Source organism: Paenibacillus sp. R-74696 (genome assembly GCF_055814915.1).
The window spans coordinates 113,086-119,797 of record NZ_JBPULM010000048.1; the positions used below are offsets into that span (position 1 = coordinate 113,086).

Genomic DNA, 6,712 nt, shown 5'->3' on the forward strand with positions numbered 1-6,712 from the left:
GGCTGCTCCTTAAGTCACTGGAATGGAATAGACCTCCAGATTCGCACCGCTGCGGATGACATCATACGTCTGTGTCGAATCGGATACCTTCCAGTAGCCGCTTGAATTTATCGTTTTGATCGTAGTCGGGTTCGCCAGCGTAATACCGTTAGCTGAGAAAGCAGCCTGAACCGCCGCAACATTGGCATTATCGAAGTTCGGCTGGTCGCTGAGCGGCAAATCGAACAGCGGCGGAGTCGGAATCCAATGACTGATCGATGGTTCCGTCATGTTGTTCGGGCCTATAATTGGCTCGTAGTTCAGCGTATAGACATTGCGCCATACGTCAACGACAAGCTTCGCTGCGCTGATAAACTGCGGACTCGTCGGCTGTAATTTCGAATCCGGTGTACGGACAAGGAACGTGCCGTCCGGGTTATAGATGTCCAAAAAGTAATCGCTTGGCTCCTTGCCTCCAGCTACATAAGAAAGCACGTAGAGATAGCCTTTCGCTTCGACCGCTACGTCCAAATACGTGATGTCGGTGCGGTTTTCAGGATTATAAAGCAGCATGAAGGACAAATAGCGGCTGACATTAAGAGTCTGGCTGCTCGCCGCATCGGTGGAGATGTAGTACGATTGCGCACCGTTCCAATCCTCTACCACCCAGATGCTGCCCTTCGCGCGGACATCAACGGTTACATTGTTCAGCACATCGAATACGTTGAGAACCAGGTCGTTTTTCTTAATGTTGTAGACTGCGTTCTTGTTCGGGTCGGTGATCGTCCAAGCCTCGCCAGATGTTATGACGGTGATGTATGTGCTGACCGCATGATTGCTCATTTGATCGCTTTCGTAGGTCAGGAACACACCTTGGACAGCAAAGGCATTAATGATGCTGTCTGTGAGCTGGCTTTGATTCAGACTTTCAATCAGCGATTCATCCAGATCAAAAATATGCGTCAGGCCGTTATTCTGAAACTGAAGCTGCAGCGCATCTGAGAATATGCCATTATCCAGGTCTGTCGCATAGACCGAAGCCTCAAGCGTGAACAGCTGATCACCAAGGAAGCTGGAAACCGGATTGCCTTTCGTATCGAAAGCTTGGATCCGCTTATTAAGCGTTTCCAGAATAAGCACGCGGCCGTCTGGCGTTACAGAGATAGATTTCGGCCCTTGAAGCAGCCCTTGGCGAACCCCAAGCCCGGATACCATCTGAGCGTCAGGCGCATGCGCATCGTCGCTCGGCGCGTCTGGAATTTGAAGAATTTCCATCTTGCTGTCTTTCCAGCTGACGGCAATGACCGCTCCATCCGGATGAACAACCATCGCGTCGATATTAGAGAGGTTAAACCGTCCCCAGCTCTTCAAATTCGGGTCATTCAAGCCAAATCCGCTTTGGCCGTCCATCAGGTTAACCTGGCGCAAATTCATTTGGCTGTTCCGGGTATCGAGAATGAAGTTGTTCAGGCTAACAGTATCCTGCCCGCTACCATCTGGCTGAAGGCCGAATTGGTCATAGGCGATATAAGGCTGCACCGTAAGTTGAACCTCGGACGACTTGTAGCGTGACTGCGGATCAGCCAGCACAGAGACGTTCTGAGCCATATAACTCTGACCCGAGGCGCTCCATACATAGCCAATCTGGTAAGCTTGGTCATTCAGCGTAATATCGACCGGTTTGCAAATATAATGGCCACCGCTGCTGCAGTCCAGACTGGATAGTGTGGCCGTCGGCAGATCACCGGCATGCCACACATGCTTGCCCGAGTTTTGGTCGTATACGATTTTCTCTTTGTAGTTGTACTGTGTATCCTGAGTAAGCGGCACTAGAATTTCTGTAATATTCTCATCGAGTGAAAGTGAAGAGGAGCCGCTGCTTGGGAAGGCGTCCATCCAATCGCTCTGGTATTTGCCGCATAGCCAGCCGTTGGCTGAGTAGATGCCAGCAGTAATCTGGATGCTCCCGCCGACAGGCAGATCTGCGAAGGTCAGCAGCAGCGGCGTGTTTGATGTTGTAGCAGGCATCTTGCCGCTAAGCACGAAGTTCGTGCCCCCTTTGTACTGCACCGTCACCTGATAATGGTCAGACACGGCAGGCCAAACCGCTGTTTCTAGATTTCCCGGCTCGCCATGGGCTGGATCTGGATGCAGCTTAAAATTCAGATCCATCGTACGGCAAATGTCAATGGAAAGCGTAGCTGGCGAGGACAGAACTTCTCCAGTCGTAACCGCCATTTCCGCAAAGTCGATCGCCATGTTGGCCGCCCGAAGCGCCCAGCCGACAAACGGTACCTCGTCCTCCAGCTCCGCAACCGTGATCTGGCCTGTAATATAAAGCGCCAGCTTCTCCAGCCCTTTAGCGAGCAGGATTCCAGCCATAGCGTCCGCAAAGCTGATTAGTACGGATTTCACATTGGTTAAGGCTGCAGCCGTTGTTACGCCACCGCCGACAATTGGAAATGCAACCGCAAGGGCGGCCACGATATTTTCGGTTTCAGACACGAAGTCCTTAAACCACTTGGTGCTCGTAATGGCTGCACCAGCGATAAGGAATATCGAAGGAATACCGTATTGAAATATACCTGTAAGAATGGCGCCTGATGGATCGACATCTCCATCCCATTTTGAGGTGCCTAGACCCCCAAAGAGCAGCTTAAGCTGCGTGGCATCCTCTGGAAAAACGAACGAAAGCGTCGTTGGATCCGTTGGCATAGGGATGCCAAGAATCGTATTGACGGCGGATACGCTAGAGATAAACTTCTTCTTGTCCGTCTCGAACCAGCTGGAAATCGAGGATGGCAGTTGATCTACCCAGCCTGACGGGTTGGAGATCGCATCCCCGTTCTCATTGAAAAACTCCGCATACGCAGTCAATGTGCGCAAATAAGTATTTTTCACTTGTATGGAAAAATTGCCTTTATCGCTAAAGGAAATCGTATCGGCATAAACGCCAAGCCCGTGATGCGGAGTCTCCTCTTTAACTGTCCATTTGAACGACGGGTCTCCGACAGCCTCGAGTGTTGCACGGGATGACGAGAACGATTTTTGCAGCGAGCCCGTTGTGGAGTCTCCATCCTGCTGATAGGCCGTTTTGCCCTGATTGACCGTCCATGTTTGATTTTGAAGCGAATTGTCGTTGCTCGCACTTTGCATGGCGCCAGTCATTGGGGAGGTTGCATTTTGTACGGTTAAATCTGACCAGCTGTAAATGAGGATCGCATCCCCCGCCTTATGCGTACCCATGTCATAGCCGTAAGTAAGCGGAGTGCCGTTCTGGTCAACCGAATTTGTAATTTTAGCCCAGCCGCCAGTTGAGGATGCAGGACCCTGTTTGCTAATGATTGTTGCTAGATTGTACACTTGGTTATATTGGGTAGGGTTAATATTTTGAGGTGGTGCGATGTGATCGTTCATTACGATATTCGCTGTATAAGGCTTATTGGAGGATAGCTCCGGATAGTGGAACAAAATCGATGTTGCAATATCCCATGGGCTTAACAAATCTTCCGCATCAAGGTTGACCTGAAGGGCATCAAATGTGTGAGGCTGGGCGACTCCAAGACTTGTCAGCTTGGGATGTAAGTGCAGCGAGTTCGTGGCAAGCTTGCTCTTTATGTGATTGACTCTGTGTACTTTCGGAATGTGAAAGGAAACATGATGCAGCTTGGGGAGGTATACATTCGGATCGTGATCAGGAGAGGTTACACGGATGCGGGTTAGACGATCACTTTGGAACACAGACTCGGATAGTTCAACAAAATGAGTGAATTTCTGTCTCTGCTGTTCAGGTATTAGTGCCAGCGCACTATTGGTCCTAGTCGAATCGAGCAGCGTTTGCGGAGTATGATTGTTCAGCGCATACTTCTTCTGCCCGATATGCAAGGTGAGCGGTACCTCCGTAGAATTAGATACGAGCTCAAAATGCAGAGTTTTGTTCATGGCTTCAGTCTCCTCTGAAAAATTAGTTATTTCCAAAAAAACCAGCATTCCTAATCTGACTGCGCCATGTTGTTATGAAATTGGGGTGCGAATACTGACATCCGCCTTCTTCGTGGAAGAGTATTTCAGGTACTAGGAATGAGAGTCTCTTATCTATTCGCAAGGGATATTATATCAAATTATATCGAATTTTGGAATAAAATATAAAAAAATAGATTTGTAAATTTTTCGCTATAATTCAATCTTTACTATAATTCAACCCATACTAAGAAAGGCGCACAAAAAAAGACAGCCCTTAATGCTTTCCGCTCAAGAAGCGTTTAGATTTACATGGACTGCAATACTCGAAGCATCAGCCTATAGGACAAGCTCGGATTGGAAACCTGATTGACCGTACCTGACAAATACAAATCCCTCTCTGGACAATAATACGCAAAAGCCCCCGATAAACCGGAATGTCCGATTAACTCTGGCATTGATCGCAGCGGCGAGAAAAACCTTGGAAGCTTAAATTTCGCGATTCCAATGCCGTATTGTAACGGAAAAAAGATTTTATTCCAAACATATAGCTCACTCAAATATGGTTTAGGAAATAATTCACCTTCAAAAAAAGCCCTCAGAAACCGCATCAGCTCGTCTACAGTAGAGACAATCCCTCCATCTGGGCCGAAGGATGCCATGGCCTCTGGTATATGCAAGGAGGATTTTTTATAGTAAAGTCGCTTGGGTGTTTGATCGTGGTTGTTTCTATAGAGGTAGGTTTTAGATAAAGCCAAGGGCTCATAAATGAACGACTTGAAAACATCTTCTAAATTGATATTCATTACGTTCTCGATAATCTTGCCAAGCAATTGATAGTTGGTATCGGAATATAATGCCTTGCCTTTCTTACCAGGCGGGAAGTGTGGCCTCATTTGCTTTACGTCCTCCATCACCGTCTCGAACGACCATGCATGATCATGTCCAGCAAGGAGCTCAACCTTTAGACTCTTACTGCTTTGTCTTTCTTGTTCAAAGTAATCGGGCAGCCCCGAAGTATGGGCCATCAATTGTCCAATCGTAATGTCGTAAGAATATTCGGTTCCTTGGTAGTGATGGATTCCCGAAAGAATCTCCGTGTTTAGGTAACAGCTTATTTTGTCAGTCAGCTGGATTTTGCCCAGCTCTCTCAGCTTTAAAATGGATGCCGTTACATAAAGCTTGGTTGTGCTCGCGATGAAGAACTGGTTGCCTAGACTCATATCGCCAGCCGCTCCGGTCCATATCAACTGTTTATTTCCTGATTCTATTCTAAGAACCGTCCCAAATATGTTTTTATTATCTACAGAAGAGACAAGAATGTCCTCAAGCTGCTTGTTCAATCGTTTCTTTATGGAGACCCGCTCCTTCCCATGCTAATTTATAACGTGTACTGGTTAAGCTTATGTTATAGATAGAAGCAAAATACTGGATTAGTAGGGCAACCATTCAAACGTTAGAAAAATACCCGCATGCCCTGATTAGAATTCGTCCAAGCAGCGGCAGGCGGGTATTTTTTCACTCGATACTTTTATGGCTGAAAAGACCTTGCGCTTTCCAACGTTCGCATAAAAGCCTCTATATTGTCTTTAATGAACCCTGTATTTTCAAATCCGGCATTGGCAGTGATGTCCTTGATATCTTGGACAAAAGCATTCAAGCTGGCAGTAGAGGCCCTCTCGAATCTGTTCTCACCGACAATGTCCCCCATCGGCTTGGCAGCTTCCTCTCTGTATGCCTTCATCCAATCCGTATTTGTCGATGCTTTCTTAGCGAAGGTTTGCAAGATGCTGTTCCAGTCTTTACCGTTCACAATAGCTTCTTGCAGCTTGTCCAGCGTATTCGGCTCGAATTTTTTCATCATATCGTTCAAATCGATATAATCATCTGAAGCCCCAATAGGCCTTTGCGGCGGGGTTTCGTAATGGAATTCATTCGTTTCAGGGTCTACCGTTCTCGTTTTGGAGATGGCGCCGATTTGACGAATCGTATTCATAAATTCCGCCGCTTCATCATCCTTCATGTAGTTGTCCGCGATATACTTAGCTTGAGTAAGTCCCAGTTCTAATAAGGCTGTTCTTTCCTCATCTCCAGATATGTCTGTAATGATATTGGATTGAATGATGCTGTAAACAGCTTCCTTCACCTCCGCAGGTTGATCTGTGAGAAGGCGATTCAGCGAATCATTAATTTGAACGGTTCCAAAATATTTAGCCGAATGGTTCACAATATCGGATTGCGCCAACTGTCTGGCAGACGGGCTGATCTCCACTGTATCGATGTCATGCGAAAGTCCGGGTATCGTGCCTGTAACCAAGGCCGGTTTATCGGCCTGTTGTTTGGAATTGGTGTATAAATTTAAGTCGTACTGGGTTGAGCTGTAAATCTTCATCTTTAAAGCACCCCTTTTCCTTTCATTTATTTCGGTTATTCACTTCTATTTATAGTATCGGAATATTCTTTTTCATTTTTTATATTAATTGACAAAACAGGAGGTGAAGAGTAGGTAGAATGTGATAATATAAATGGAGTCAATATTGGGCGGTGAGAGGAAAGAAATGGACAAATTAAAAAACAGCGGATTTTATAAACTTAAATTTTTCATAACACCCGAAGAGTTTAAAAGCATTCTGAAGCTTTTTGAACATATGCAAGTGCAGTTCCATCGTACCGATTATGCCCAAACGAAGCATGATTACGATCAGGTGCATACCGCTTATGAAGCATTTTATAAGTATTTTACGGCAGAGGAAAAAAGAATGGATTATCATCC

3 protein-coding genes and 1 pseudogene are annotated in these 6,712 nt (G+C 46.4%); 1 reads left to right on the forward strand and 3 read right to left on the reverse strand.

The features are described from left to right. Positions 1–9: 9 nt before the first annotated feature. The 3 genes from ACSR9A_RS28440 to ACSR9A_RS28450 form a co-directional block, all read right to left on the reverse strand. Complete coding sequence (locus ACSR9A_RS28440) at positions 10–3,921, reverse strand: NHL repeat-containing protein (RefSeq protein ID WP_473761568.1); 3,912 nt, start codon at positions 3,919–3,921, stop codon at positions 10–12. Between the two features lie 326 nt (positions 3,922–4,247). Next, entirely contained in the window at positions 4,248–5,282 is a 1,035-nt protein-coding gene (locus ACSR9A_RS28445; protein ID WP_473761570.1) for a serine hydrolase domain-containing protein, read from the reverse strand. A gap of 188 nt (positions 5,283–5,470) precedes the next feature. Continuing rightward, positions 5,471–6,331 carry a hypothetical protein gene (locus tag ACSR9A_RS28450; protein ID WP_473761572.1) on the reverse strand — a complete coding sequence of 287 codons (861 nt, stop codon included), beginning with the start codon at positions 6,329–6,331 and terminating at the stop codon, positions 5,471–5,473. Between the two features lie 166 nt (positions 6,332–6,497). Here ACSR9A_RS28450 and ACSR9A_RS28455 point away from each other — a divergent pair. Further along, positions 6,498–6,712 (forward strand): annotated as a pseudogene (locus ACSR9A_RS28455) (hypothetical protein); the annotation flags it as partial.